Source organism: Pseudomonas sp. TWR1-1-4, from assembly GCF_049897165.1.
Lineage (GTDB): Bacteria > Pseudomonadota > Gammaproteobacteria > Pseudomonadales > Pseudomonadaceae > Aquipseudomonas > Aquipseudomonas canadensis.
The window spans coordinates 421,082-446,958 of record NZ_JAFCVS010000007.1 but is presented as its reverse complement, the minus strand read 5'-3'; the positions used below and the strand labels follow the sequence as shown (position 1 = coordinate 446,958).

23 protein-coding genes are annotated in these 25,877 nt (G+C 61.0%); 4 read left to right on the top strand and 19 right to left on the bottom strand.

What is annotated here, in order from left to right; translation table 11 throughout:
* Positions 1-75 precede the first annotated feature (75 nt).
* Genes ACP7C6_RS24105 through ACP7C6_RS24070 form a run of 8 tightly spaced genes read right to left on the bottom strand, consistent with a single transcriptional unit; the run spans position 76 to position 6,706 of the window.
* Positions 76-624 carry a fimbrial protein gene (locus ACP7C6_RS24105; protein WP_311894737.1) on the bottom strand — a complete coding sequence of 183 codons (549 nt, stop codon included), beginning with the start codon at positions 622-624 and terminating at the stop codon, positions 76-78.
* Positions 625-635: 11 nt separating this feature from the next.
* Entirely contained in the window at positions 636-1,115 is a 480-nt protein-coding gene (locus tag ACP7C6_RS24100) for a fimbrial protein (RefSeq protein ID WP_426109321.1), read from the bottom strand.
* Between the two features lie 13 nt (positions 1,116-1,128).
* Positions 1,129-1,614: a fimbrial protein gene (locus tag ACP7C6_RS24095; RefSeq protein ID WP_028619015.1), complete on the bottom strand. Its 486-nt coding sequence runs from the start codon at positions 1,612-1,614 to the stop codon at positions 1,129-1,131.
* An 11-nt stretch (positions 1,615-1,625) separates the two neighbouring features.
* On the bottom strand, positions 1,626-2,198 hold the full coding sequence (locus ACP7C6_RS24090; protein WP_028619014.1) for a fimbrial protein: 573 nt from the start codon (positions 2,196-2,198) through the stop codon (positions 1,626-1,628).
* A 21-nt stretch (positions 2,199-2,219) separates the two neighbouring features.
* Entirely contained in the window at positions 2,220-2,978 is a 759-nt protein-coding gene (locus ACP7C6_RS24085; protein WP_426109320.1) for a fimbria/pilus periplasmic chaperone, read from the bottom strand.
* Positions 2,975-5,566 (bottom strand): outer membrane usher protein, encoded by a 2,592-nt coding sequence (locus tag ACP7C6_RS24080; protein ID WP_426109319.1) that lies wholly within the window; start codon positions 5,564-5,566, stop codon positions 2,975-2,977. The genes ACP7C6_RS24085 and ACP7C6_RS24080 overlap by 4 nt, the downstream gene beginning before the upstream one ends.
* 19 nt (positions 5,567-5,585) lie before the next feature.
* Complete coding sequence (locus ACP7C6_RS24075; protein WP_426109318.1) at positions 5,586-6,146, bottom strand: fimbrial protein; 561 nt, start codon at positions 6,144-6,146, stop codon at positions 5,586-5,588.
* 50 nt (positions 6,147-6,196) lie between these two features.
* A complete protein-coding gene (locus ACP7C6_RS24070) occupies positions 6,197-6,706 on the bottom strand; it encodes a fimbrial protein (RefSeq protein WP_311894727.1) in 510 nt (169 codons plus the stop codon).
* A gap of 538 nt (positions 6,707-7,244) precedes the next feature.
* On the opposite strand from ACP7C6_RS24070, the gene ACP7C6_RS24065 reads away from it, so the two are divergent.
* Together ACP7C6_RS24065 and ACP7C6_RS24060 are read left to right on the top strand one after the other, a co-directional pair.
* Complete coding sequence (locus ACP7C6_RS24065) at positions 7,245-7,766, top strand: PadR family transcriptional regulator (protein ID WP_028619010.1); 522 nt, start codon at positions 7,245-7,247, stop codon at positions 7,764-7,766.
* Positions 7,763-8,530: a siderophore-interacting protein gene (locus ACP7C6_RS24060; protein ID WP_028619009.1), complete on the top strand. Its 768-nt coding sequence runs from the start codon at positions 7,763-7,765 to the stop codon at positions 8,528-8,530. The genes ACP7C6_RS24065 and ACP7C6_RS24060 overlap by 4 nt, the downstream gene beginning before the upstream one ends.
* A gap of 101 nt (positions 8,531-8,631) precedes the next feature.
* Here the strand turns inward: ACP7C6_RS24060 and ACP7C6_RS24055 are convergent, their stop codons facing one another.
* Together ACP7C6_RS24055 and ACP7C6_RS24050 are read right to left on the bottom strand one after the other, a co-directional pair.
* The gene (locus ACP7C6_RS24055) at positions 8,632-9,258 is read right to left on the bottom strand and encodes a Pr6Pr family membrane protein (RefSeq protein WP_028619008.1); all 627 of its coding nucleotides are present in this window, start codon (positions 9,256-9,258) and stop codon (positions 8,632-8,634) included.
* Between the two features lie 4 nt (positions 9,259-9,262).
* On the bottom strand, positions 9,263-9,496 hold the full coding sequence (locus ACP7C6_RS24050; protein ID WP_012722427.1) for a VF530 family DNA-binding protein: 234 nt from the start codon (positions 9,494-9,496) through the stop codon (positions 9,263-9,265).
* 140 nt (positions 9,497-9,636) lie between these two features.
* Here ACP7C6_RS24050 and ACP7C6_RS24045 point away from each other — a divergent pair, with 140 nt between their 5' ends.
* Positions 9,637-11,655: a TonB-dependent receptor gene (locus tag ACP7C6_RS24045; RefSeq protein ID WP_426109317.1), complete on the top strand. Its 2,019-nt coding sequence runs from the start codon at positions 9,637-9,639 to the stop codon at positions 11,653-11,655.
* A 483-nt stretch (positions 11,656-12,138) separates the two neighbouring features.
* Positions 12,139-14,556: a glucose/quinate/shikimate family membrane-bound PQQ-dependent dehydrogenase gene (locus ACP7C6_RS24040; RefSeq protein WP_311894722.1), complete on the top strand. Its 2,418-nt coding sequence runs from the start codon at positions 12,139-12,141 to the stop codon at positions 14,554-14,556.
* Between the two features lie 96 nt (positions 14,557-14,652).
* On the opposite strand, the gene ACP7C6_RS24035 is transcribed toward ACP7C6_RS24040, so the two are convergent.
* The 9 genes from ACP7C6_RS24035 to ACP7C6_RS23995 all read right to left on the bottom strand — a co-directional run bounded on the left by ACP7C6_RS24035 (position 14,653) and on the right by ACP7C6_RS23995 (position 25,799).
* Positions 14,653-16,989: a putative bifunctional diguanylate cyclase/phosphodiesterase gene (locus tag ACP7C6_RS24035; RefSeq protein ID WP_068931282.1), complete on the bottom strand. Its 2,337-nt coding sequence runs from the start codon at positions 16,987-16,989 to the stop codon at positions 14,653-14,655.
* A 1,012-nt stretch (positions 16,990-18,001) separates the two neighbouring features.
* On the bottom strand, positions 18,002-19,177 hold the full coding sequence (locus ACP7C6_RS24030; protein ID WP_426109316.1) for an ABC transporter substrate-binding protein: 1,176 nt from the start codon (positions 19,175-19,177) through the stop codon (positions 18,002-18,004).
* On the bottom strand, positions 19,174-20,148 hold the full coding sequence (locus ACP7C6_RS24025) for a CobW family GTP-binding protein (RefSeq protein WP_028619003.1): 975 nt from the start codon (positions 20,146-20,148) through the stop codon (positions 19,174-19,176). Before ACP7C6_RS24025 ends, ACP7C6_RS24030 begins: the two co-directional genes overlap by 4 nt.
* 87 nt (positions 20,149-20,235) lie before the next feature.
* Positions 20,236-20,529 (bottom strand): hypothetical protein, encoded by a 294-nt coding sequence (locus ACP7C6_RS24020; RefSeq protein ID WP_028619002.1) that lies wholly within the window; start codon positions 20,527-20,529, stop codon positions 20,236-20,238.
* Between the two features lie 13 nt (positions 20,530-20,542).
* Positions 20,543-21,292, bottom strand: coding sequence for an SDR family NAD(P)-dependent oxidoreductase (locus ACP7C6_RS24015; protein ID WP_028619001.1), 750 nt, complete (start codon positions 21,290-21,292; stop codon positions 20,543-20,545).
* A gap of 40 nt (positions 21,293-21,332) precedes the next feature.
* Positions 21,333-22,094 (bottom strand): SDR family NAD(P)-dependent oxidoreductase, encoded by a 762-nt coding sequence (locus ACP7C6_RS24010; protein WP_028619000.1) that lies wholly within the window; start codon positions 22,092-22,094, stop codon positions 21,333-21,335.
* A gap of 10 nt (positions 22,095-22,104) precedes the next feature.
* On the bottom strand, positions 22,105-23,445 hold the full coding sequence (locus tag ACP7C6_RS24005) for an MFS transporter (RefSeq protein ID WP_028618999.1): 1,341 nt from the start codon (positions 23,443-23,445) through the stop codon (positions 22,105-22,107).
* A 141-nt stretch (positions 23,446-23,586) separates the two neighbouring features.
* Complete coding sequence (locus tag ACP7C6_RS24000; protein WP_010212857.1) at positions 23,587-24,465, bottom strand: polysaccharide deacetylase family protein; 879 nt, start codon at positions 24,463-24,465, stop codon at positions 23,587-23,589.
* Positions 24,466-24,476: 11 nt separating this feature from the next.
* Complete coding sequence (locus ACP7C6_RS23995) at positions 24,477-25,799, bottom strand: amidase (protein ID WP_305383709.1); 1,323 nt, start codon at positions 25,797-25,799, stop codon at positions 24,477-24,479.
* Positions 25,800-25,877: the final 78 nt, after the last annotated feature.

The window sequence follows — 25,877 nt, the reverse complement described above, 5'->3', positions numbered from 1 at the left end:
TCTCTCGTTGCGCCTCTACCCTGGCGTGCGTAGTGAACAGCCGCCCAGGCGAGGGTTAAGGTTTGTCTGAGGCGCTTACGGATAGTCCAACGTAAACGTGGAGGTCACCGTAAAGGTGCCGTGCCCGATGGTTTGATCGCTGATGGCCTGCGGCTCGCCCTGCACGTAGGCCTTGAGCTCGATCACATTGCTGCCATTGCTCAACACCTGTTCATCGCTGACGGCATTCAGAGGCAATGGCTTGTTGCTTGGCGTCTCCAAGCCGACCCCGATACCCGAGGCGCCACTGCCACCATCCAGCGCGAACAGCCCTGGTAGTGCGGTGTTTTCCCTGCCGCCGAACTGGATAGTGACCGTGTTGCTAATGGTGGTGTCGCAGTCCTCCAGGTGCAGCTTGAAACCCCTGCCCTGTGAACGTGTGTTGAGGTAGAGGTGCTTGCTGGTCACGTCCCAGAGTTCGAAGGTGATTGCCTCGTCACCGGGACGCAGGGTGCAGGCTTGTTCAACCAGGTTGCCCTTGAAGCTCAGGTTGTCCGCCGCTTTCGCCTCGGGCATCAGCCCGCAGGTCAGCAGTAACGCCAGCCCGGCACATGACCAAGCCTTATGAACCTTTTCATATCGCATGAACTCAGCTCCTACTCGTACTCGGCCAACAACGTGGCCACTGCTGCGAACCTCGCGGGGGCCAGCGTTGCACCGGGCTGTTTGACCGGCACCACTTCCAATACCGGCGGTGTTGGCAGGGATATGTCCAAGCGCGTATTGAGTGGAAACGGCACGTTGTTCTGATACACCCGGATGCCCAGCGCAGGCACATTGGTCTGCACCGCTGAGGCGTCATACGGCGTTGGTGTACCGTTTACGCTCAGCTTCAGTTCCCACGGCAGCGTGGCCGGGCCGCAGCTGATGGTGTAAGCGACCCCCCTGCGGTACTTCACACCATCGACGCGCTTGACCCCGACATCTCCGAAATCCACTTCAATCGTGTTTCCCGCGTCAATCGTGCAGGGCGGCGGCTCGTTCAGCGTCCCGCTAAAGGTCAGGTTGGCCGACGCACCGCTGCACAGGCTGATGGAGCACAAGGCGAGCAACGCTCGTGGCTGCCAAAAGGTCATTGATCATTCCTCTTCATTGATAGTCGACCACCAGGGTGGCGGTCGCATCAAAGGCTCCTCCCGTCAGTGTGCTGCCCGCGCGCTTGACGGGTACCGCCTGCACCACCGGAAAGTTTGGATAGGTAAAATTCACGGCGGTATTGAGCGGCCAGTCGGCGCCGTTCACGAACAGCTTTACGCCAAGGTCCGGCTTGCGGGTCACGAGCACGCGGTCATCAAACGCAGCACCCGTGCCCTTGAGTTCCAGGGTCAAGGCGTTGCTGAAAGGCGAATCACAGGTGACGGTATAGGGCACGCCACGGCGGTAATTCACCCCGTCGACCCGTGACGTCAGCAGGTCATTGCCAAACGGCACATCAAGGGTCGTGCCGCTGTTGATGACGCACGGCGGCGGCGCGATGATGACCGCACGGATAGTCAAATTGGTGTTGTTGGCCTGCACACCTTGGCTGACAGCCCACAGCAGGCCGCCACCAAAAAGCAGGGTTAACTTAGCCATCGTTCTGCCCCTTACTCATAGTTGAGCCTGAAATCCACCACGGCCCGATAGGCCCCACTGGTCAACGCGGCGGCGGTGCGTGTGGGCTGTACAAGCCAGGTCTGGGTGTTGCTGCCCAGCGGCAAGAACAACGGTTCGCCCCTTGAACCCAGCTGTACATCCCGCCCCAGTGCATCGGTCAATTGCAGGCCCATCCCGGTCACGCCTTGCACTTTGACCAGGCGTGAATCCTCGTCATCGGCGGGCGCGAAAAAAGCCACCGACAACACCGGTTGAAAGGCACTCCAAGTCAGTCTCCCCGTACGCTCACTGCGGATGCTGCCGGCCGTGCGCTGGCAGTCGGTAAAGCGCAGTTGAAACGCCACCGGTTTTGCCTGATCGCCGGGCCGTTGCAACTGGCTGGCCGACACCGCGCCCAGGTCGATCGTTTGATGCAGCGAGGTCATCTCCAGGCTGCACGGGGTTTCATGCATCGCCCCGGTAACGTTCAACCGCCCATTCATGCCCTCGACATCCTCAGCGTGCGCTGGCCCGACAATGGCCAGTAACAGGCCGCCCAAGCCCTTCACAATCTGCAACTTCATGACGTTCTCCAGCAGCAGGGGCTACTTATCAGGCGATACTTGCGCGCTCACGGTGCAAGCGCTTCCGATGCAGGTGAAAGCCAGCAGCGGGCGTCCACCGTAGTCATTCACGTAGGCCAGGTGAGGGGTAGTGCCGAGTTCCTTGGCCGTTGGCCCCAGGGTCAATGCACCTTTGGGCGGGACCATCAGCGGCTCGAAGCCCGGCACGGTTTTGCCGTCTTTGGTGCTGCGCGCATCCACCAGGGTCACGTAGTAAGGCGTCGGGTTGTTCACCTGATAACGCTCGCCGGCGAGGGTCAGGGTCAGCTTTTGCTGCCAAGGGTTCGACAAGTCTTGCTGGCTCGGCGTGATGGCTTGCGGTCGGTAGAACAACTTGATCCGGGTTTGCAGCGCAATTTGCAGGGTGTTGGCCTTGTCGCTGCGCGGCGGAATTTCCCGCAGATTGAAGTAGAAGACCGTCTCGCGGTCCTGCGGTAACGACTTGGCCGCCGGCAGCGCCTGCACTTTCAGCTGGCTCTGTTTCCCAGGTTCCAGGCGTTGGACCGGTGGCAGCACGATCAAGGGCGAAGTGATTTTTTTGCCCGCTTCATCCTCGATCCAGCCTTGAGCCAAATACGGTAATTGGGTGTTGTTATTGGTGATGTTCACGCTGGTGGCATCTTTGCTGCCATCAAAAATCACGCGGGTACGGTCCAGGCCAACAGCGGCGTTGACGCTCTGGCTCAAGCCAAGGGCCAGCAGCATTAAGGCCTGAAATGAGAGGCGCATGTTCAGCTTCATGAGGATGTGTTCTCCGTGTCGGTAGGCTTCCCGGTCAGCGAGGCTGGTTCAGGTGCAGATTGATCAGTGGCGGCCAGGCGGCAGCCCAGTTGCAGGGCATCGGTCAAGGCGTCGGCCGGCAAAACGACGGGCAGCGTGAGGGTGCATCGCTCGCTTCCTCCCCAACTCACGGTCATCGCTTCGCCCGCCTGAATGCCGCTCAGGTAAACCTGCCCGCCGTCATTCACGATCCCGGTGTCTTGCTGTTTTGTGTTTTTCACCACCGCGCCGAAGGGCGGTGAACTGCCATCCGGCAGGCGCAGCACTGCCATGGCCTTCTCACCGGCAATCACGTCCAGGGAGCGATAACCAATGGCCCCTTCGGTGAGGGTCAGTTGTGTGACGGATTGAGTGGCTTCGACGTTGCTCGGCAAACTTTCCAGGTCGACACTGGCCGCCGTACGCTGGTAACTGCCGATATCGGAAATCACCGCCTTGCCGAAAACGTTGCTGCGCGTCGGCGTGCCGTAACCGCGCACAGGCACATCAGACACACCGCCTGTATCCACCATCAGACGGGTGCCGCCAGTACTGTTGGTTCGATGCAGCGCTCCACCGTAAGGCGTGAGCGTGCCGCCACCGCGAGCCGACGCACTGAGGCTGGTGTAATTACCTTCTTGTTGGCTGACGGTGAGGTTGATGTCGGCGTAGTCGCCGATATGACTCAGGTAACCACTGGCGGACCTATTGCCGGCGCTGAGTTGGTAGCTGTTGCGTTCATCGAGGCGATCGCTGTAGCGCGTTGAAAAACGGTTTTTGCCTGCGCCTCTGCTAGCGTCCATCGACAGCGTGCCGGTGCGGCCCAATGGCAGGCTGACCGTCAGCGCCATGCCGTTGTCCTTGTAGTTGTAATCCAGCGTGCGGTACAGGTTCAGGGACAAGCTCAGGTTCTTCACGGTACCCACATTGAAGTAGCGTGATGCCGACAGGTTCCAGCGTTGAGTGGCGGGCCGCTCCCAATACGTCTGCTTGTTGTAGCTGGCGTAAACGGTGGTGCTCAGGTCACGAAATTGCTTGTTGACCGTCGCGGTATACAGGGTCTTGCTGCCGCCGATCGGTTTCCAGGATCCGTTCACGCCGGGCCCGGCGAGTTCACCGTTGCGCCCGTAATGGCGAGCATCGAGGTATTCGCTCATGCTCAAGTAGTTCTTCTCGGAAAACCGGTAACCGGCAAAGGTGACTTGGCTGTCGTACTCTTCAAAGTGCTTGGAGTATTGAAGGCGGTAGGATTTGCCCGAGAGCGTCTCGTTCCACACCGTTGCACGGGACTGAGTGGCATCGAGCGACACCGCACCAAACGCCAACAGGTCACGACCAACCCCGGCCGTCAACGCGCGGTAGTTGTTATCGGTGATACCGCCGCCAAACAGCGACCAGCCATTACTGATGCCCCACGAAAACTCGCCACTGCCGAAGAAGTTGCCATCCGCGCCGTACTGAAGGTTGGACGGTCGCCCCGTCGCCAGTTTGTAACGGACTTGCCCCGGGCGCGTCAGGTAGGGAACGCCTGCGGTATCGACCTGGGAGGTGTGTACCGTGCCGTCCTGCTCTTCGACCCGCACATCCAGCCTGCCGGTGACGGCGTCGTTCAGGTCCTGGATACGAAACGGCCCGGCCGCAACCAGCGTTTCATAGAGCACACGGCCCTGCTGGCTGATGATCACCCTCGCGTTGGTTTTGGCCACCCCGACCACTTCCGGCGCGTAACCGCGCAAGTTGGGCGGCAACTGGCTTTCGTCCGAATTGAGGGCGGCACCGGTAAAACGGAAGCTGTCAAACAGGTCCGAATACAGGTAGTTTTCGCCCACCACCAAGCGGGCTTTCAGCGCAGGAATGGCGCGATAAGCGTAGTAACGGCTCCACTCCAGCCGCTGAGGACTGGGCGCCGCGTCGCGGCCTTTTTCGACACGCCCCTGCCAATCTGCCCGAAGGCGCCAGGCCCCGGCATTGGCCCCGAGCGTTCCGTTACCCGTGAGGTTATTACGAGCCTCGTCGTTCTTTCGGTAGCTGGACAGCGCGGTCAGGTTGTAGTCAACGAGCAATCCCGGCACCCCTTCATCCCAACGCGAGGGCGGGTCCCAGTTAATGTCGCTGTACTCGAGGTAAGCTTGGGGCAGGCTGATGCTCAGCGTGGCGGTAGCCAGGTCGCCACTGACCTCCATGCCTGCCAAGCCTTGAATATCCAGGCACTGCCCGCCTTTCCACCAGGTAAGGCTGGCCGCGCCGGACGCCTTGAGGCCCAACTGTTCCACCAGGCCTGGTGATAAGCAGGCTTGACTGCCTTTGGGATCATTATCCGGTGGGTAAAACGCCACCGACTGCTCAGACAGAGGCTGAGTATTGATCTGCACGACCATCGAGTAAGTACCCGGCAGGATGAACCCGCTTCGCGCAAACTGAGACAGGTCAATATTGGAACGATCACTCAGATCAAGAACGTCGGTATTGAACTCGATATCCCCGGCACCCAATGCCGTACCCGCCAGTGATATCAACCCGCCAAAAAGGCTTGGACGCAGCGTATTTCTGACCTTCGATGTATTCAACATGCAAGCAGCCCATCAATGTTCAAAAGTATTCCAACTTGAACCGCACGGCGGCGTTGTGAGGCCCGGCTGCCAGCGGTAATCCATTGCCAACCAGGCGCAGCGTGTAGTGAAGTGTCATATCGCCCGCCACCAACGGAAGCAGCGCCATCGGCACACCCGGGACACTCTCCTGGCCCGCAGCGTCCTCGATATGCAGAGCCACTCCCTGCGAGCTGCCGAAGAGAGCAAACGAGCGCCCTTCTCTGTCGGTGGGCGCATCAAACGTCACACGCATGTGCTGCCAGTCCGGCAGGCTCGCCCCGGGCCGCGAAGGGTCAGGACGCGTCAATGAGCAATTAACCAGACGCAACTGGAAGGGATGGATTTCCCCCCGCGCGTTTCGCAAAAGCCGACCGATGGGCTCGGGGTTCATCTCGATGACTTGATCGACACTGCCCAGTTCCAGCCCACAGGCTGAGTCGACAACTTCACCTGCGAGCGTGACCACACCCTCGCCTTGCGCAGGCGTCTGGGCGACAGCGCAAGAGCTGATGAGCATCGTTAATGAAGAGGCAATAGCGAGACTTATAACTTTGTTCACCTTTATCTCCCGCCAAGTTCCCCCCACCACCGCAGTGGCGGGGGGAAAACTTACTGATAAGCCAAGGTGAAGTTGGTGACTGCGCTGAATTCACCAGGGACGATTGGCGCGGTCGCGGCGCCTTGTACATAGGCACCGAATTCCAACGTGTTATTACCGGTGGAAATAGCTTGCGGGGTGGTAGCGACACCCAGCTCGATAGGTTTACTGCCATGGGTCATCATGATGCCCACGTTGCCCGCGCCTCCCACCGTGCCGATTGCACCGGGAACAGCGCTTGATGGCGCAGCAGTGAAGGTCGTGGTGACTGTGTTATCGGTGAGGCCGCTCAAATCGCACCCTTCAAGCTCGATCAGCACGCGCCGTGCTTCAGACTTGCCGCCCGCTTCCAACTGGTGTTTGGCAATCGCACCAAGGTTGACTGTCTGATCGACAGAGTCAGGCTTGATCGAGCAAGCACCCGAGTGGACCGACCCCACGAACGTCACCGTTCCATCGGCGGCATGAGCAACGGAAGCCGAACCCACCAGGAGCCCGACAGACAACAGCACAGTTTTCATTTTGGTTTTCATTTGCACGTACTCACACAGTATTGAATGTCATAGAGAAACCCTGCCGCAGGAGTGCGTAGGACTCAGTCAGCGTCGATCGGGATATAGCGTCTGATTTGATACAGATAAACGTGTGAATCACGCCATTAAGCGCGAAGCAACTTTTCCAACTATTTGTATTGCAAATCAGCACCCGTTCGAGGCGAGGTAAGTTTCCATCTGACACGTTGAGTACGTAAGCCGGGCAATTCAGACAGCGGCGTAGCCTAGTTATACCGAGAGATATAGGAAAAGTATGGCAACTTGCCAAAAGTTGAGAAATGCCTGTAAGAATTGAACTACACGAACGTTAGTTGTAAAAACTCAATGTAGAAACAGTATGTAAGACCTGGATTACACATACTAAAAATCCAATAGCGATGATTTGGGACATCCCAACCACACATCAAAGCATGCACGAGCACTGGGAGACCGTCTGTCGAAAGCCCTTGCGTCGAAGATAAGATATATCTTACGTTATATCTAGACACACACAGAGGCTCCTACCATGCGAGACCATCCTCACCCGCGCGACGGTTTTGACCCGCGCTCCGGCCGCGGTCGCGGTCCACGGGTATTTGCGCCCGGCGATTTGAAATTGCTGCTGCCCGCGTTGATCGCCGAACAGCCCTGCCACGGCTATGACTTGATCCGCCAGATCGAAAGCCTGTTCGACGGCGCCTACAGCCCTAGCCCTGGCGTGATTTACCCGACCCTGACCTTCCTCGAAGAAAGCGATTTGATCCAGGGCGACGCCGATGGCGGAAAAAAACGCTACACAATCACCGACGCCGGTCGTCTCTTCATAAGCGAGCAACAGGTCGCCCTGGACGGCGTGCGCATGCGCATCGACGTGAGCAAGCGCTCACTGCGCGGCCATGACCGCCCACCGGAAATCCATGAGGCGGTACATAACGTGCGTCATGCCCTGCACTCGCACCACGGGCGCTGGAGCCCGGAAGAAATCGTTCGTGTCGCGGCGCTGCTCAATCGCACCGCTCAAGCCATTGCCGACGGGAAAGACCAATGAATACTCAAGCCATCCACCGCGTGACCCACGAAATCAAACGCCGCCGCCTGCAAGTGTTGCGGGTGGTCGACATCACACCGCGCATGCGTCGCATCACCCTGGGCGGGCCAGAGCTGGCGGGGTTTGTCAGCCTGGGTGCCGACGATCACATCAAGCTGCTGTTTCCACAGAACGCCGCCGAGCAGGCCGCGCTGGAAAGCCCGGCCTTCACCATCAAGGGCGACGGCCCACAGCCGGCCATGCGCGACTACACGCCGCGTCGCTTTGACCTGAGCATCGGTGAGTTGGATATCGACTTCGTGCTGCACGGCGATGGCCCGGCCTCCACGTGGGCCGAGCAGGCAAAGGTCGGCCAGCACCTGTACATCGGCGGGCCACGGGGCTCGATGATCGTGCCGGACATCTTTGACAGCTACCTGCTGATCGGCGATGAAACCGCCCTGCCCGCCATTGCGCGACGCCTGGAAGAACTGCCGGCGGGGCGCAAGGTGCTGGCAGTGCTTGAGATCGCCAATGCGGCTGAAAAGCAGGCACTGAAGAGTGCTGCCGATGTTGAGGTGATCTGGGTGATTCGCGGCCAGGATGATCTGCTGGATACCGTGCAGAAACTGACGCTGCCCAGTGGCTCGCTGTACAGCTTTGTCGCCACCGAGTCCAAGCTGTCACGCCAGGTGCGGCGGCTGTTGCTGGATACCCACAAGGTTAATGAAGAGTTTCTCAAGGCCGTGGGCTACTGGCGTGCCGAGGGCAGCGAAGAAGACTAGGCGCCTCGAACACACTGAAGATCAAATGTGGAAGCTGGCCTGCGATAGCGGTGCATCTGTCGACTGACACTCCGCCATCGCGGACAAGCCCGGCTCCCACATTAGATTTGTGGTGGTTTCAGAAACCTGTCCAACCCTACTACTGCCAACGCAATCAGTAAAAACCCCACCAATATCCCCCCAGCATTCACAAACACCTGTGGATAACCAAGAGTCCCCACATCAATGAACGGGTATTGATACTGCCCGAGCAAATCCCCGCGCAGCAGCACATAGCCAAAGTACACCAGCGGGTAGATCACCCACCCCGCAACGTGCTTGAGCTGCAAGTTGCCCTTGGGAACGCACCGCCACCAATAGATAAAAAACAGCACCGGCATCACGTCGTGCAGCAATTCGTCGGCAATAAACTGAAAGCCTTCGGGCTGCCACAAATGCCGCAGCAACAGGTTGTAGGCCAGGCTCACCACCACGATGCTCACGGCGACCCCACTGCTGACTTTGGGCTCAAGGAAAAACCGCTTTGCGGCTGAATCGCGGTCGACCCACGCATAACTCAACACCACCGCCGCCAGGGTGTTGGTCAGCACGGTGAAGAAACTGAAAAAGTTGATCAACCCGCCCAGCAGGCTGGCGCCAGACTCCCAGCGCGAATAAAAAATCAGGTATTGCTGAATCACCAACCCTGTCCAACCAGCCAGCGCCGCAGCTGCCACTAACCGCTTCATGGGTTCAATCCAGCGGGCGTTTGGTACGCATCAGTTTCACGTACAACCCTTCGACTTTCTCCCGCGCCCACGGCGTTTTGCGCAAGAAGGTCAGGCTCGACTTGATGCTGGGGTCGCTCTTGAAGCAGCGGATATCAATACGCTCGGCAAGGCCTTCCCATTCGTAATGTTCCACCAGGGTGGTGAGGACGTGCTGCAGGGTCACGCCGTGGAGTGGGTCGTTGCTTGTCGCGGTCATGCCGGGCCTTTACAAAAAGTAGAAATACAGCCGGTCACTTTAGCACGAAGAAAAAAGTTCCCGTTCTCAACGAAAAAGAGATGTTATATTGTAACTATACCTTACGAATCTTTTAGTCGTTTTGCCAAGGAATGTGTCTGATGTCTTTCTCCTCTCTGTGGCGCCTGTCCCCGCTTACCGCCGCCCTGTTGATCTGCTCCGAAGCCCACGCGCTTGAGCTGCAGCCCCAAGTCATCACCGGCAACCCGCTGGGCAGTGAACAGCTCGCCTCGCCCACCACCGTGCTGGAAGGCGATGACCTGACCCTGCAACAAAAAGGTAGCCTCGGCGAAACCCTGAACAAACAACCGGGCGTGTCGTCTTCGTACTTTGGCCCAGGCGCCAGTCGGCCGATCATTCGTGGCCAGGATGGCGACCGCATTCGCATCCTGCGCAATGGCGTGGGCGCGCTGGATGCGTCGTCGCTGTCTTACGACCACGCAGTGCCACTGGACCCGGTCAACGTCGACCGCATTGAAATCGTGCGCGGCCCGGCGGCGCTGTTGTATGGCGGCAGCGCCATCGGCGGTGTGGTCAACACCTTCGACAACCGCATCCCTACCGAGGCCATCGAAGGCATCCACGGTGCCGGTGAACTGCGCTACGGCGGCGCCGACACCACCCGTAGCAGCGCGGGCAGACTGGAAGCCGGTAACGGCACCTTTGCCTTGCACCTGGACGCCAACGCGCGGGAATTCAATGACCTGAAAATCCCCGGCCAGGCACGCAGTCGGCACGCGCCGGCAACCGAAGACACTCCGGGTAAAAACGCGCGCCTGGGCAACAGTGACGGACGCCAGGACGGCGGGGCCGTGGGCGGTTCCTACACCTGGGACGACGGTTATGCCGGCTTGTCCTACAGCAATTACGACGCGAACTACGGCTCACCGGCCGAGCAGGACGTGCGTATCCGCATGAAGCAGGATCACTACGCGTTTGCGTCGGAAATCCGCAACCTGCAAGGCCCGTTTACCTCGGTGAAACTCGATGCCGGCTACACCGACTACGAACACCGCGAAATCGAAGGTGGCGAAACCGGCACGATCTTCAAGAACAATGGCTACGAAGCGCGTGTTGAAGCCCGCCATCAGCCCATCGGCCCGCTCGATGGCGTGGTTGGCGCACAAGTAACCCGCAACGAGTTCTCGGCCCTCGGTGAAGAAGCCTTCGTGCCGCAGACCGACACTACGGCCGGCGCGCTGTTCATCCTCGAAGAAATGCAAGCCACCGAACGCCTGAAACTCAGCCTCGGCGGCCGCCTGGAGCACACCAGCGTCGACCCGGACGCCAAGGGCAACGCACGCTTTGCCGGTGCCGACAAATCCAACGATTTCACCGCCGGCAGCCTGTCTTCCGGTGCGGTCTACACCCTCACGCCGGTCTGGTCCCTGGCCGCGACTCTGGGTTACACCGAACGCGCACCGACCTTCTACGAGCTGTACGCTAACGGCGCCCACGTCGCCACCGGCACCTACGAGCTGGGCGATGCCAACCTGAAGAAAGAAAAAGCCGTGTCCAGCGACCTGGCACTGCGCTTTGACAATGGTACTCACAAGGGCAGCTTCGGCGTGTTCTACAGCCGCTTCTCCAACTACATAGGCCTGCTGGGCAGCGGTCGCACGCTGAACGATGAAGGTGAAGAAGACGCAGGCGGCATCCCTGAGTACAAATACTCCGGCGTGCGTGCACGTTTCGCCGGCTTCGAAGCCCAGGATCACTGGAAACTTGGCGAAAGCGCCTACGGTAAGTTCGCGCTGGAGTTGTCGGGCGACTACACCCGCGCCACCAACCTGGACACCGGCGAAGCGTTGCCGCGTATTGCACCGCTGCGCTTGAACAGCGGTTTGCTGTGGGAACTGGACCGCTGGCAGGCGCGCATTGACGTGGAACATGCAGCCGGCCAAGGCCGAGTGCCGGACAACGAGAGTGGCACCGATGGCTACACCACGTTGGGGGCGAGCGCGGGTTATCACTTCAACATGGGTGGCAGTCAGTGGTTGGCGTTCGTGAACGGTGAAAACCTGACCAACCAGACTGTGCGGTATGCCAGCTCGATCTTGCGCGACATTGCACCGGCGCCGGGTAGAAGTGTGCAGTTCGGCGTTCGAACCACCTTCTAAAAACACCGCAAAAAAAACAGACCTGTGGCCCGCTTCCTGTGGTGAGCGGGCTTGCCCCGCGTTGGGTTGCGCAGCAGCCCCAAAACCTAACCTGAGATGTGTCTGAAACAACGAGGTGGCGTTATTAGGGCGGCTTCGCCACCCAGCGCGGGGCAAGCCCGCTCACCACAATCACTGTTACCAAATCTGAAATGATGCATCTTGCGATTGACGCTTTCTCTCGACGCGCTCTCCCTTTATCCTTGCCGCAACAAACTGAAACGTTTCACGTCCGCGGTCGACCCCATCTTGCCGAATTCCCCCTCCGCCCAAGACAGCGCTGTCTTACATCGACCTGCGCCTGGGGATAAATCGCCCGCCTGTGGATAACCACACTTATCCCCAGAAAAACCGAATTAACGCTGAACCAAGCCCGTGTCGAATCGTCATCTACAGTGAAGAAACACGGGGATACATAATTCCAACGTCACGGAGAAACACACTATGAGCACTGATGGTGCTTCAAGCCCAAGCCGCCTGCTGCCCAGGTTGCTAGGCGTCTTGCTGCTGATCATGGGCCTGGCCTTGCTGGCCGGGGGTATCAAGCTGACGATGCTCGGCGGGTCGCTGTACTACCTGCTGGCCGGTATCGGCATCACCCTGACCGGCATCCTGCTGCTGGCCACCCGCCGCGCCGCGCTGGGCCTGTACGCACTGGTGCTGTTCGCCAGTACCGTGTGGGCCCTGTGGGAAGTCGGCCTGGATTGGTGGCAATTGGTGCCGCGCCTGGCGCTGCTGTTCGCCCTGGGTATCGTCATGCTGCTCCCGTGGTTTCGCCGTCCGTTGCTGCGTGGCCGACCTGCCCCGCTGGGCACTGGCGCGCTGAGCGTGGCCGTGGTGCTGGCGGGTGCTACCGCCCTGGCCAGCCAATTCACCAACCCCGGTGAAATGGTCAAGACCGGCCAACTGGACCGCGACGCAGTCCCTGGCATGGCCAGCGCTGCACCGTCACAAGCTGATGGTGACTGGAACTCCTACGGGCGTTCGGCCTACGGCGATCGCTACTCGCCACTGGCGCAGATCACCCCGGAAAACGCCCACAAGCTGGTGCCGGCGTGGACGTATCGCACCGGTGACATCCCTGGCCCGAACGATCCAGGCGAGACCACCGCAGAAAACACCCCGCTGAAAGTCAACGGCATGCTCTACGTGTGCACGCCGCACAGCCAAGTGATTGCCCTGGACCCGGATACCGGCAAGGAAATCTGGCGCTTCGATCCGAAGATCAGCAGCCAGGGTGCCGAAAACTTCAAGGGCTGGGCACACATGACCTGCCGTGGCGTGTCGTATCACGATGACGCCGCCTACGCTTCCGAGCAGAGCCCGACCGGCAGCGCCAGCCCGGCTGCCGCGCCGAATGCCTGCCCGAAACGCATTTTCGTACCGACCGCCGACACCCGTCTGATCGCTCTGAACGCCGACACCGGCAAGATGTGCGAAGACTTCGGTGACAAAGGCCAGGTCGACCTGCGTGCCAACATCGGCAGCTTCGCCCCAGGTGGTTACTACTCCACGTCGCCACCGGCCGTGACCAAGAACCTGGTGGTCATCGGCGGTCACGTGACCGATAACGTCTCCACCGACGAGCCGAGCGGCGTGATCCGCGCGTTCGACGTGCACACCGGCAAACTGGTGTGGAACTGGGACAGCGGCAACCCGGACGACACCACTCCGTTGGCCGAAGGCAAGACCTACACTCGCAACTCGCCGAACATGTGGTCCATGTTCGCCGTGGATGAAAAACTCGGCATGCTCTACCTGCCGATGGGTAACCAGATGCCCGACCAATACGGCGGCGACCGTACCGACGACTCCGAGAAATACGCCGCCGGCTTGACCGCCCTGGACATCGACAGCGGCCACGTGAAGTGGACCTTCCAGTTCACTCACCACGACCTGTGGGACATGGACGTGGGTGGCCAGCCGTCGCTGATCGACATCAAGACCGCTGAAGGCGTGAAGCAAGCGGTGATGGCGTCGACCAAGCAAGGCAGCATCTACGTGCTGGACCGTGCGACCGGCCAGCCGGTAGTGCCAATCCACGAAGTGGCTGTACCGCAAGGCGCTGTAGCCGGCGACCGCACTTCGCCGACCCAACCGAAGTCCGACCTGAACTTCATGCCACCGCCGCTCAAAGAGCGTGACATGTGGGGCGTGACGCCGTTCGACCAACTGCTGTGCCGCATTGATTTCAAATCCATGCGCTACGACGGTGCTTTCACCCCGCCATCGCTGCAAGGTTCGATCGTTTACCCAGGTAACTTCGGCGTGTTCGACTGGGGTGGCATTTCCGTCGACCCGGTACGCCAGATCGCGTTCGTGAACCCCAGCTACATGGCATTCAAATCCAAGCTGATCCCGGCCGCCGATATTGCCAAGCAAGGTCCACGCGTCAGCGAAACCGAAGGCGTGCAGCCGAACAAAGGCGCGCCGTACGGTGTGATCCTCGAAGCCATGCTCTCGCCAATGGGCCTGCCGTGCCAGGCGCCGGCGTGGGGTTACGTGGCGGCGGTCGACTTGACCACCCACAAGACCATCTGGATGCACAAGAACGGCACCGTGCGTGACAGCGCGCCGGTTCCGATTCCGCTGACCATGGGCGTGCCTAGCCTGGGCGGCACCTTCACCACGGCCGGTGGCGTGGCGTTCCTCAGCGGTACGCTCGACCAGTACCTGCGTGCCTATGACGTGAAAAACGGCAAGCAACTGTGGGAAGGCCGCCTGCCAGCCGGCGCGCAAACCACCCCGATGACCTACACCGGTAAAGACGGCAAGCAGTACGTGCTGGTCATGGCCGGCGGTCACGGTTCCCTGGGGACCAAGCAGGGTGACTATGTGATGGCGTTCAAACTGCCGGATTAAGATTGACTGGCAGCAAAACAAAGGCGGCTCCCCTCACAGGTAGCCGCCTTTTTTATAACCGTAGGAGCCGGCTTGCCGGCTCCTACGGGGGGAGTGTCAGACTGGGGATCGCTCGCGGCGCATCCACATCTCGAACGCCATCGCGTTCAACGGCCGGCTGATCAGGTAGCCCTGGGCGGTGTCGCAATTCCACTGCTTGAGCAGCTTGAGGCTAGGGGCGAATTCCACGCCCTCGGCGACGACCTTGAGCCCGAGGTTGTGGCTCATTTCAATGGTGGAGCGCACGATCACCCCGTCGCCACTGGTGCTATCGAGGTTGCGTATGAAGGATTGGTCGATCTTCAATTCCTGCACCGGCAGGCGCTGCAATTGTGCCAGGGATGAATAGCCAGTCCCGAAGTCATCCACCGACAAACTGATACCGCAGTCGCGCAACTGCTCCAACACACTGAGAGCCTGTTGCGGGTTGTGCATGATCGCGCTTTCGGTGATCTCGAAAATCAATTGCTCGGCCTCAACCTGATATTGCATCAACAGCGCAGTCACGCGAATCGCCAGGTCATCATCAGCCAAATCATCCACCGAGATATTTACCGACAGCTGGATCAACATGCCGCGCCGCGCCCACTCGGCGATCTGGCGGATGGCTTCTTCGATCACCCACAGGGTCAGGCTGCCCATGCTGCCGGTGCGCTCGGCCAAGGGGATGAACTCTGCCGGAGACACCTGGCCCAAGGTCGGATGTTGCCAGCGCAACAAGGCTTCGGCCTGGCGTACATAGCCGTGCTTGAGGTCGAGTTTGGGCTGGTAGCACAGGAACAACTCACCCTCGATGGCAGCACGGCGCAGGTCGCGGATCAGGGTGATCTGGCGTTGGTGGGCCAGGTCGCGGTCCTGCTGGTAGATCTGCAAATGCCCCGGCAGGCTGGCCGCGTCATGCCGAGCGATGGCGGCGCGGCTGATCAACTCTTCCACTTGCTGGCCGTCGGCCGGGTAGGCAGCGATGCCGATGCTCACTTCGTGGCGCAACTCGTCGTTGCCAATGCGTTGGGGTTCGGTGAGCAACGCGTAGAGGCGGTCAGCGCGGGCCACGGCGCGGTCGACCTCGGTGTTTTCCAGCAACAGCAAAAACTCACTGCCGGCGATGCGCGCCGCCGTATCACTGGCCAACAGGCTCATGGACAGGCAGCGGCTGGCTTCGCGCAGCATCTCTTCGACGCCCTCGGGGCCGAAGCCTTCGTTGATCACGCGGTAATTTTCGATGCCGACGTACAACAACACCACCGGCCGCCGCGCACTGATCGCACTGCCCAGCCGCTCCATGGCCAGGGCGCGATTGGGCAGGCCGGTCAATGGGTCATGCAGGGCGTTATGCGCCAACTGCCGCTCGCGCACGGCGATGCCGCTTTGCATGGCATTGAAGGCGCGGGCCAGCAAGCCGAATTCATCATGGCTGCGCACCCGCACCGGCGTGCGGTAATCACCGGCACCGATACGCTCGGCCGCCTGCACCAGGGCATTGAGCGGGCGCGATACTCGTCGCGCCAGAAACAGCGCACCGGCCAACGACACCAGCAGCACCGCCAAGGCAATCCCGAGGAACTGCCGGTCCAGCGGCGCAAAGGATTCCAGGGCATGGTCGAGTGGGCTTTGCAGCAGCACCCGCACTTCATCGCCATCGCCGGTATTGGCCAGCGGCAACACCTGGCTGAGCACACGCTGGCCATAGAACAAATGGATTTTCGGCTCGGGGTCGACATGTCCTTCGCGCAGCAGGCTGAGGGTGGCAGCCTGATAAGCATCCGGTTGAGTGCTGTACAACTGGCCGGGCGTGCCGTTTTGCACGCTGAGGAACGACACCTCCAGATTGCTCATGGATCGCAGTTCATTGGCGAACAGCTTGTCCATGGGAAAGCCCATGACGATGCGCGCGATGGGCAACTCGTCGATCACTTCATCCTGTACCAGCAGATACGGCCGCCCATCCAGGGCCACGATCAGCATCTGCAAGCCCGAACGCCGGGCATGGCGCAGGGCGTCGTCATAGGGAAAAAGCTGGCCGCGCGTGAGGATCGGCAAGGTGCTGACCATGACCTTGCCATCCAGGCCCAGCACAAACACTTCGCTGGAACGGATGCCCGTGCCGTGGCGACGTAACGCGGCGAGAATCGGCACCGTCTTGGCTTCGGCCACGGCTTGTTTGAACGGGAGGTCGACGGTCAGCCAGTCGAGGCCGTACTGCAGGCGACGCCCGCGCAGATCGATCAAGCGCTCGAACACTTGGCTGCCGGTTTGCAGTTGGACTTGCGCCTGGTTTTCCACGGCGCGGGTGGTGGCGGTCTTGACGGCGAAATAGGTGGCGCCGACCACTACCAGCAGTAACAGCGCCAGCACCCCGGCGATACGGGTTTGGAACGTGTGGCGCCACCTCATTGCAGTGCCCTCTGGCAGCGTTCGCCTCTCTCTGCCACTACGTCCCTTTGTCATGTGCATTCCCTGCGACTGCTGACCTGGCGTCAAAAAAATATCCATTTTGATTGAATATTGGGTGTTAGGAGATTAGCTGGGACTTTGGTTAAGTGCACCCAATAAAACCGGGGAATTTCGTGGCGGTTTTTTGGCGACAATGGGTTGGCTGGGGGGGGGTTGAGTTGGGTACATATCCGTTATTTGGGTAACGGCCACTTTGGGTTCCGCCCTTACGGCGGCTCACTTTGGAAAAGCCCCAAAGTAAGCAAAGGGCTCTTGCCCCAACACTCGGCACCTCGCCTAGGCTCGGTGTGCCCGTAATCCGACAGGGATTTGGGGGGCCGCCGCCACGCGCCATCCATGGCGCGGGGCGGCTAAACCGGCATCCCTGCCGGTTTACCCCCCAAATCCCTGCCGAATTCCGGCCAGCGTGTTTGACGGGGCGCCTAAGATCAAGATCAAAAGCAAAAGCACAGCGGCCTGACAGCCGGCTTGAGTGGTGTGAAGCAAAGGCAAAGGCGGTCCTGTAGGAGCCGGCTTGCCGGCGATGGTCTTCAACGATGACGCGGGGGAACCAGACAAACGCGGCGGTCTCACGTTTTTCGCCGGCAAGAACTAGGCGTCCCCCCGGCTCCTACACGGGACCGCGTATCTACGATGCGAAGCGAGTCGCTCTTGATCTTGATCTTGATCTTGATCTTGATCTGAGGCGCCCCGTCAAACACGCTGGCCGAACGCAGGCTTGAATCCGTGGGTAACCCGGCAGGACGCCGGGTTAGCCGCGCTGGGCCAAGGATGGCCCATCGCGGCGGCCCACGGATTCAAGCCGGAGTGAGGGCACACCGAGCCTAGGCGAGGTGCCGAGTGTTGGGGCAAGAGCCTTTTGGTTACTTTTGGGCTCTTTTCAAAAGTGACCCGCCGTAAGGGCGGAACCCTAAGTGGCCGTTACCGCAGCAACGGATATGTACTCAATCAATCAAACACACCGAGCCCGCATAAAATCCCCCCACCTGCGCACCAAATAATTATGCTCATCCATCACCGAATTCCACACCGCAATATGCCCCATACGCGCCTCATAAGCCCCCCCATCCCGCACCTCACCCACATCAATCAAAGGCAACCCATCACTCCCCAGCAACTCCTCCCGAGCAGGCTTGCCGGCATACCAGTAATCCCACTCCGCACTGCTCAAGTGATCCCGACTACGCGCCGGATTGCCAATGTAATACCCCTGGCGCGCCATCACCGCCCCGGGCCACCCCGACAACCACCAATTCAAATACGCATACGCCGCATCCAGCACCGGCCCCTTGGCATGCCGCGATAACGACAACCCCCCAAACCACGCGCGATACCCTTCACGCGGCACCGCCAGACGGTATTTCACCCCGGCGCGATGCAGGCGCATCAAGGTCGGCGACCACAGGCTCTGGATATCGATGCTAGGGCTGAGCATCAATTGCGCCGCCTCTTCATCATCAGACCAGAACGCCGCAAAGTGCCCCTCCTTCTGCTTGCGCACCAGAATGTCAGCCAGCACGTCGATCTCTTCGATGCTCATATTGCCGATGTCCCTGAAACTGGCCAGCCCTGCGCCCTGCACCGCCAATGCAGCATCCAACGCACCAATCGCCGCGTCACTCTGCAAAGCCGTGCGCGCACGCCAGGCGGGGTCCAATAGCCAGCCCCAGCTTTCGTTACCGTGGCAAAAACCTTCGGGCAACCGTTCGGGCCGATAGGCGAAACTGTCGGCGTTGTGGGTCAGGGGCAACATGCTGATGCGATCGGTGACCGTGCTGCCAAGGCTCCCATCGTGCTGCACGAACAAGCGTTCGCTGGGCACACTGCCGCTGCCCAGGCGGTCATCGGGCGACAGGCGCCCACGCTTGGGCAGGTCATTGATCTCGTGCCACAGCGCAATACGCCGGGTGTCGATGGGCTGGATCGCCCGGGCCGGCCACACGAAGTCGACGTTGTGGAACCATTGGTCGTACAGGTCGTAGCTGTCGGGTTGCATCACCGCAATGCGCTGGGCCTGCTCGACATCGTGCACCTGGTAGACCAGGCGAATACCCAGTTCCTGCTCGGCGCGTACGCGCAGGCATTCAAGCAAGGTGACGGAGGTGCCGAGGACGCGCAGAGTAATCATGCCGCGAACCGCCGCGAGAACACTTCAAACGAGCGCCTTAACAGCGCAGGGTCAAGCCCGCGCAGGATAAACACTAGGCGCGATTGCCGGTCGCTGCCCGGCCACGCAGGCAGGTGCACCGGCGCATGCAGGCAATGCTGCACACCATGAATGACGATGGGAGCGTTACTGGCGTTCACGTTGAGCAGCCCTTTGACACGGAGGATTCGTTCGCCGTGGCATCTTAACAGCATCGACAACCACACCCCGAAACCCACCCAGTCCAGGGGCTGGTCGAAAGTCAGGCTGCACACTTGGGCCGCGCCGTGGGTGGTGGCGGCGGTGCGATGCAGTTGCCAGCGACTGACTTCCACGGCAGGTTCGGCGCTGCGCAGGCCTTCGCCGAGCAGCAGTTGATCGCCGCTGTGGATGTCATGGGTATCGAGGATCGGCGTACCGGCATTCAGCGCGTGCAAGTGAGCGCGTAACGCCGTGCAATCGCCAGCCAGGTCGGTCTTGCTCAGCAGCAAGCGATCCGCAGCGGCCACCTGGGCCAGCCATTCCGGGTGCAGGCGTTCTTGCAGAGTGGCGTGGCTGGCGTCGACCAGGGTGATCACCAGGCCGATATGGAAGCGCCCGCGCAATTGCACGTCGTTGTTCAGGGTGGCAAGGATAGGCGCCGGGTCGGCCAGGCCGGTGGTCTCCAGAATGACGCGCTTGAACGCCGGGACTTCACCGCGCTCGCGGCGCTGCAACAGGCCGAGCAGCGCGTCTTTCAACTCGCCGCGAATCGAACAGCACACGCATCCGCTGGGCAGCAGCACGGTGTCCGGTGCTACCTCTTCCACCAGCAGATGGTCGATGCCGACATCACCGAATTCGTTGATCAGCAGCGCGGTGTCGCCCAGGCTTTCACCCTGCAGCAGGCGCTTGAGCAAGGTGGTCTTGCCGCTGCCAAGGAAGCCGGTGATCACATTCAGAGCCATACTCATTGTTTACTACCTCAATGATGCCCCTGTAGGAGCCCGACTTACCGGCGATGGCGTCCTTCAGAATGCCATCGCCGGCAAGCCGGGCTCCTACAAGTCCAGGTGATCCAGCAAGTGGGGGTCGAGGGGGTCAAGCGGACGGCCGAGCATGGTCTCGGCCGCCTGCCAGAGTTGATCCAGGCCGCTGGCCAGTGCCTGCTTACCGGTGGCGCCCAACAGCAGATACGACGCGCCCTGGAAGTCTTCGACCTTAAGCCGGAACACCGCCAGCACCTGATTGATAGCGGCGATTCGGCGCAGGCGTTCGCGGCGTCGGGGCAGTTCGTCGCCCAAAGGATCGCTCCAGTGCAGGTCTTCGCCGAGCAATCCGCAGAGTCCGCACATGGCTATACCCCACTCATGGCATAACGTCGCCAGAGTTCGGGCCCAGTGTCTGGCCGACGAACAGGTTGCCACCGGGCTCGCTGGCCAGCAGCACCGCCGTTGGTGCAACTTCATCCGCCAGACCGAAGCGCCCCAGAGGCAATTCCTTGGCCTTGGCGCGTTTCCAGTCGTCGCTGATACCGCCCACCAACGGCGTCTCGATCGGACCTGGCGCGATGGCGTTGACCAGCACATTGTCCTTGGCCACTTCCAGGGCCAGGGACTTGGTGAAACCGATCACCCCGGCCTTGGCGGCGGCGTAATGGGTCAGCTCGGCGCCGCCCTTGATGCCCAGTTGCGAGGCGACGTTGATGATCCGCCCCCAACGTTGCGCGAGCATGTGCGGCAAGGCGCGCTGGCTGGCGACAAACACACTGGTGAGGTCGACACGCAGCATGTCGTTCCACATCTCGATGGACAGGTCGACACAGCGCGCCTGGGTGAGCATGCCTGCATTGTTGACCAAGATATCGATGCCGCCGAAGTGTTCGACGCAACGGTCGACGCTCGCCTGGGCACCATCAACAGTTCCCACATCGGCCAAGCATTCGAACACCTCGGCACCGAGGTTGCGGCAGGTGATCGCTGTTTCCGCGAGGCTGGCGGCGTTACGGTCGGCCAGCACCAGGCGCGCGCCTTCAGCGGCGTAGGCGCGGGCGATGGCGGCACCGATGCCGCTGCCGGCGCCGGTGATCACGGCGCGGCGATTAACGAGTTGAGACATACAAATACTCCTGTGAACACATAACCCCTGTGTGATGCTGTCAGTCCGGCCAGCGTACGGTCAGGCCGCCGTCGATGACGATGCTTTGTCCAGTCAAATAGCTCGATGCCTCACTGGTCAGGAACTGCACCAGCGACGCCACTTCATCCGCCCGCCCTACCCGGCCCAAGGGGATAGCCCGCGCCGCTTTCGCCAAGCCTTCCGGCCCCAACGAGTTCTTCGCATCCAGCGACTGCGGCGTCTCGATCAACCCAGGGATCACTGCATTGCAACGAATGCCCTTGGCCGCCAACTCCACCGCCAGCGAACGACACAACCCCGGCACGCCGGCCTTGGCCGCCGCGTAATGGCTGTGCTCCTGCCAGCCATACACGCCGCCGGCAATCGACGAAATCGCCACCAGGGCGCCGCCAGCATGCATATGCCGGGTCGCCGCGCGGAAGGTGCGCATGACCCCCGTGAGGTCGACATTAAGCATCTCGTCCCACAGCGCGTCGGTCATCTCCAGCAACGGTGCGCGGCGCAGCAGGCCGGCGTTGGCCACGGCATAATCGAGTCGGCCGAAATGCTGGATAGCTTGCGCCGCCAGCGCGTCCACCGAAGCGGTGTCACCCACGTCCAATGGCAACATCCGGCACTCGCCACCCGCCTCTTCCACCCGGCTGACGGTGGTCTGCGGGTCATGGGGATCGGCCGGGTAATACCCGCCCACCACCGCCACGCCATTACGGGCATAGGCCACGGCGAGGGCTTGGCCGATGCCGCTGGCAGCACCGGTAATCAAGGCAACTTTACGGCTCATCAAACACTCCTTACTGAACGGTTTCCGGACGCACATGGCGTGCGGCAAACATCAACGCGCCGGACAGGAAGCACGGCAGCGCGCCGAACCACAGCGCGGCGGTCTGCCAGTCGCTGCCGGCGGACAACACCTGGGTCGCGCCAAAACCTGCGACCACCGCGCCGATCGGGCCCATGGCGTGGATGATTGCGCCACCGGTGGCGCGGATGCTGGTGGGGAAACTCTCACTGATAAAGAACAACGCCGCCGAGTACGGCCCGATCAGGAAGAACAAGCCCAGGCTGTATAGCCCGACCACCATCGGCATATTGCTCGGGCCAAACAGCATCCCGGCGAACGACAGGCCGCCAAGCATCCAACCCAGGCCGATCACGTTGCGACGGCCGATCTTGTCGCCCATCCAGCCGTGGCTGAGGTAACCGCAATAGCCCACCAGGTTCGACAGCACGAGGATGATCAGCGAGTTCTCGAACGAGATGTGGTGCACGCTGATGATCACCGAGGTACCGAGCACGCTGAACACCTGGATCGCCGCCCAGTTGAGCAGCAGTGCCGCGCCGATCACTAATGTGGCGCGCCGCGCCGGGCCACGGAACGCAGCTTTTAGGCCGGCCTTGCTGTGTTCGTCGTAGTCCACGCCGTAGGTCATGGCGACGTTTTGCGCTTCTGTCACTGCACCGCTTTTACGCAATTGGCTGATGCGCTGGTGGATCTGGAACTGCGGGCTCTCCTTGAGCTTGCGCGCCATGATCGCGATGACGATGGCCGGGATCGCGGCGAAGATGAAGCAGCCCTGCCAGCCAATGATCGGCAGCAACAGCGCGGTCAAACCGGCGGCAATCAAAGCACCTACCGGCCAGCCGCCTTGCACCAGGCTGTAGATAAAACCACGGCGTTTGGTCAGGCGCGGATCTTGCGAAGCGCCATACAACTCACTCAAGTAAGTGGCGTTGACGGTTTCTTCGGCATAACCCAAACCACCCAATGAACGGATCAGGATCAGCGGCGACTTGCCCCACGCGCCGCCAATCGCAGTCAGCGCCGAGCACAGCGCGGAACCTGCCACCGTGAAGATGATGCCGGTGCGGCGCCCCAATTTGTCCACCACAGGGCCAATGGCAAACGCCACCACTGCCGTGCCCACCGCCACCCACGTCGCGATTTCAGCTTGCTCCACTTCACCCCAACCAAAATGCCGGCCGATCTCCGGCAGCAAAGTGCCGAAGAGGATGAAGTCATACACCGCAAATACCCAGGCGAAAAACGCGATCCAGGTGGCGAAACGCACCTCCTTGGAAGTCAGTTGCCGGGGTTTCCAGCCAGTCAGGTCAAGCTTGTTGTAGATGGACATGGGTCGCGCCTCAAGGGTTTGTGGCCCCTCTGTAGGAGCGAGCTTGCTCGCGAAGAACGCATAGACACCGCGTTCACCCAGAATGCCCGCGTTATCGTTGACGATTTTCGCGGGCAAGCCCGCTCCTACAGGGTGGGGGTATCAGGTACGGGGTTGGCGGCGGATGAAGTCGTCGGCGATTTCGTCGAAGGTGACGAAGCGCACGCCGGCATGGCTCTGGATGTGTTCGATCAGGCGCTCAAGCATCAGCAGCACTTGCGGGCGGCCGGAGACGTCGGGGTGGATGGTCATGGTGAACACCGCGTGTTCGTGTTCGCGGTAGACCCAGTCGAACTGGTCGCGCCACATTTCTTCAAGGTGACGCGGGTTGACGAAGCCATGGCTGTTGGGGGCTTTCTTGATGAACATCATCGGCGGCAGGTCGTCCAGGTACCAGTTGGCCGGGATCTCCACCAGATCGGTTTCTTCGCCACGTACCAGCGGTTTCATCCAGGTGTCGGGATGCTGGCTGTAGTCGATCTTGGTCCAGCTGTCGCCCTTACGCACGTAGTAGGGGTGGAAGTCGTTGTGCATCAGGCTGTGGTCGTACTTGATGCCTTTTTTCAGCAGCAGTTCGTTGGTGACCTTGCTGAATTCCCACCACGGCGCTACGTAACCCGTCGGGCGTTTGCCGGTGACCTGGGTGATCAGCTCGATGGATTTATCCAGGACGATTTCTTCCTGCTCGGCGGTCATGGCGATGGGGTTTTCGTGGCTGTAGCCGTGCACACCAATTTCGTGACCGGCGTCGGCCACGGCCTTCATCTGCTCGGGGAAGGTTTCCATCGAGTGGCCAGGGATAAACCAGGTGGTACGCAGGCCGTAGCGTTCAAACAACTTGAGCAGGCGCGGTGCGCCGACTTCACCGGCGAACAGGCCACGGGAGATATCGTCCGGCGAATCTTCGCCGCCATAGGAACCGAGCCAGCCGGCGACGGCGTCAACGTCGACGCCGAATGCACAGAGGATGTCTTTAGCCATGATGTGTCTCCTTAAATAGTGAGTACGGATTCGACGGACAACGCTGCGCGCAGCAGGCGAGCGTCTTCCCCCGTCGGGGCGCTGAGCAGCAGCCCGGTGGGCAGGCCCTGGGCATCGCGGCCGCTGGGCAGGGTCACGCCGGGCATGTCGAGCAAACTGCCGGGCATGGTCAGGCGCAGGGTGGCGAGGTTGGTTTTCACAAACAGGTCGTCGTCGGCTTCCAGCGGCGCCAACGCCGGGGCGACGTGGGCAACGGTCGGGGTGATCAGGAGGGCGCCGTCGAGGTCGTCGACCAGTTGCTGTTGCAGGCGGCGGCGGGCGTCGACCAGGTGCAAAAGCTGGCTGGCCGGCAGCGTGCGCGCGGCTTCGAGGCGGCGACGTACACGCGGGTCGAGTTGTTCCGCGTCGGGGCTGTCGAGCAAGGCTTCGTGCAGGGCAAAGGCTTCGAAGGAACCGAGCCAGCCGTGGTGTTTGATCAGGTCCAGGGAGGCCTGGAAGGTCGGGCATTCACGCTCCTCGATCAGCGCGCCGTGGGCCTTGAGTTGCTCAACGGCGCGCAGCAGATTGTTGCGCACGGCGGGTTCTACGTCTTGTTGCGACAGCACAAAACGCTGGCCCTTGAGGCTGCGAGCGGTGTGGGTTTGAATGCGGCCATGCAGCAGATCGTCGATGGCCAGGGCATCACGCACGCTGCGAGTCAGCGGGCCGAGGCTGTCGAGGGTGTGCGCCAGGGGGAACACACCGTCGCGGCTGTAGCGTCGGCTGCTGCTGCGGTAACCCACCAGGCCGTTGAACGCCGATGGGATGCGGATCGAACCGGCGGTGTCGGTGCCCATGGCGATGGGCACGATTCCGGCAGCAACGGCCACCGCTGAACCGGACGACGAACCACCTGGAATGCGTGGTTGGTCAATGCCAAGGGGATTGTGCGGCGTGCCGAAATGCGGGTTCAGGCCCAGGCCGGAGTAGGCCAGCTCGCTGAGGTTGGTCTTGCCCACGCTGACCATCCCGGCGCGGCACAGCAGGCCCACGCTCGGTGCGTCGAGCAACGCAGCGGGCGCGTTGCGGCGGTAAGCGGCGCCCGCAGTGGTGATGCTGCCGGCCACATCGAACAGATCCTTCCAGGCCAATGGCACACCATCTAATCCGCTCAACGGCTGGCCGGCGCGCCAACGGGCGGCAGAGGCTTCGGCTTCGCGGCGCGCACGCTCGGCGGTCAGGTTGATAAAGACTGCCGGGGCCCGGCTCGCCTTTTCGAGTGCCTGCTCAAGGGCTTGCACGGGGTCGCTGCGACCGCTGGCGAAATCCTCGGCCATTGAAGTGGCGTCTGACATCAAGGTGCCCCTCACAAAATGTATTTATTAATAAAATGTACATTTTACAGAGGCAGCTTTCGTGCCAGTCTTTCTGAG

What these genes read in the sequence shown, in the direction of transcription:
- ACP7C6_RS24105 (WP_311894737.1), bottom strand. Translation starts at nt 624, where the DNA reads ATGCGATATGAAAAGGTTCATAAGGCTTGGTCATGTGCCGGGCTGGCG.
- ACP7C6_RS24100 (WP_426109321.1), bottom strand. Translation starts at nt 1,115, where the DNA reads ATGACCTTTTGGCAGCCACGAGCGTTGCTCGCCTTGTGCTCCATCAGC.
- ACP7C6_RS24095 (WP_028619015.1), bottom strand. Translation starts at nt 1,614, where the DNA reads ATGGCTAAGTTAACCCTGCTTTTTGGTGGCGGCCTGCTGTGGGCTGTC.
- ACP7C6_RS24090 (WP_028619014.1), bottom strand. Translation starts at nt 2,198, where the DNA reads ATGAAGTTGCAGATTGTGAAGGGCTTGGGCGGCCTGTTACTGGCCATT.
- ACP7C6_RS24085 (WP_426109320.1), bottom strand. Translation starts at nt 2,978, where the DNA reads ATGAAGCTGAACATGCGCCTCTCATTTCAGGCCTTAATGCTGCTGGCC.
- ACP7C6_RS24080 (WP_426109319.1), bottom strand. Translation starts at nt 5,566, where the DNA reads ATGTTGAATACATCGAAGGTCAGAAATACGCTGCGTCCAAGCCTTTTT.
- ACP7C6_RS24070 (WP_311894727.1), bottom strand. Translation starts at nt 6,706, where the DNA reads ATGAAAACTGTGCTGTTGTCTGTCGGGCTCCTGGTGGGTTCGGCTTCC.
- ACP7C6_RS24065 (WP_028619010.1), top strand. Translation starts at nt 7,245, where the DNA reads ATGCGAGACCATCCTCACCCGCGCGACGGTTTTGACCCGCGCTCCGGC.
- ACP7C6_RS24060 (WP_028619009.1), top strand. Translation starts at nt 7,763, where the DNA reads ATGAATACTCAAGCCATCCACCGCGTGACCCACGAAATCAAACGCCGC.
- ACP7C6_RS24055 (WP_028619008.1), bottom strand. Translation starts at nt 9,258, where the DNA reads ATGAAGCGGTTAGTGGCAGCTGCGGCGCTGGCTGGTTGGACAGGGTTG.
- ACP7C6_RS24050 (WP_012722427.1), bottom strand. Translation starts at nt 9,496, where the DNA reads ATGACCGCGACAAGCAACGACCCACTCCACGGCGTGACCCTGCAGCAC.
- ACP7C6_RS24045 (WP_426109317.1), top strand. Translation starts at nt 9,637, where the DNA reads ATGTCTTTCTCCTCTCTGTGGCGCCTGTCCCCGCTTACCGCCGCCCTG.
- ACP7C6_RS24040 (WP_311894722.1), top strand. Translation starts at nt 12,139, where the DNA reads ATGAGCACTGATGGTGCTTCAAGCCCAAGCCGCCTGCTGCCCAGGTTG.
- ACP7C6_RS24035 (WP_068931282.1), bottom strand. Translation starts at nt 16,989, where the DNA reads ATGAGGTGGCGCCACACGTTCCAAACCCGTATCGCCGGGGTGCTGGCG.
- ACP7C6_RS24030 (WP_426109316.1), bottom strand. Translation starts at nt 19,177, where the DNA reads ATGATTACTCTGCGCGTCCTCGGCACCTCCGTCACCTTGCTTGAATGC.
- ACP7C6_RS24025 (WP_028619003.1), bottom strand. Translation starts at nt 20,148, where the DNA reads ATGAGTATGGCTCTGAATGTGATCACCGGCTTCCTTGGCAGCGGCAAG.
- ACP7C6_RS24020 (WP_028619002.1), bottom strand. Translation starts at nt 20,529, where the DNA reads ATGTGCGGACTCTGCGGATTGCTCGGCGAAGACCTGCACTGGAGCGAT.
- ACP7C6_RS24015 (WP_028619001.1), bottom strand. Translation starts at nt 21,292, where the DNA reads ATGTCTCAACTCGTTAATCGCCGCGCCGTGATCACCGGCGCCGGCAGC.
- ACP7C6_RS24010 (WP_028619000.1), bottom strand. Translation starts at nt 22,094, where the DNA reads ATGAGCCGTAAAGTTGCCTTGATTACCGGTGCTGCCAGCGGCATCGGC.
- ACP7C6_RS24005 (WP_028618999.1), bottom strand. Translation starts at nt 23,445, where the DNA reads ATGTCCATCTACAACAAGCTTGACCTGACTGGCTGGAAACCCCGGCAA.
- ACP7C6_RS24000 (WP_010212857.1), bottom strand. Translation starts at nt 24,465, where the DNA reads ATGGCTAAAGACATCCTCTGTGCATTCGGCGTCGACGTTGACGCCGTC.
- ACP7C6_RS23995 (WP_305383709.1), bottom strand. Translation starts at nt 25,799, where the DNA reads ATGTCAGACGCCACTTCAATGGCCGAGGATTTCGCCAGCGGTCGCAGC.